The sequence below is a fragment of the Silanimonas algicola genome (assembly GCF_054777375.1).
On sequence record NZ_BAAHAS010000009.1, the window covers coordinates 1 to 579 of the forward strand.

1 protein-coding gene is annotated in these 579 nt (G+C 66.1%); it reads right to left on the reverse strand.

The features are described 5' to 3' along the window. Positions 1 to 579 (reverse strand): tripartite tricarboxylate transporter substrate-binding protein (locus ACYVAK_RS14675; RefSeq protein WP_461062328.1); only part of this gene is annotated, 579 nt, incomplete at both ends.

The window sequence follows — 579 nt, forward strand, 5'->3', positions numbered from 1 at the left end:
GCGTTGAGGTAGCTGATCTCGAAGCCCTGCTGCGCGAGTCGCTCGCGCACGTCCGGTGCCTGCAGCGTTTTGGCAATGTCGGAGGACAGGCGGCCGACGACCTCGCGCGGCGTGCCGGCCGGGGCGAGGATGGAGTACCACAGGGGAACGTCGTAACCGGCCAGCCCCGATTCGGCGATGGTCGGAATCTCGGGCATGGCCTGCGAACGCTTCGGCGTGGTGACGCCGAGGGCCTTCAACTTGCCGGCCTTGATGTGGGGCTCCACGGAGGTCATGGTCGCGATGGCCGCCTGCACCTGGCCTCCCAGGAGGTCGGCGATGGCGGGCCCGGTGCCCTTGTACGGGATGTGCAGCAGGAAGGTGTTGGTCACCATCTTCAGGTATTCCATCGCCAGGTGGCCCGCGCTGCCGTTGCCGGCCGATCCGTAGTTCAGCTTGCCCGGCTTGCTCTGGGCCAGCGCCACGAATTCCTTCAGGTTCTTCACCGGCAGGTTGGGGTTGACCACGTAGAGGCTGGGCACCTTGGCCAGCAGGCTGACCGGCTTGAAATCCTTGTTCGGGTCGTAGGGCAGCTTGTCG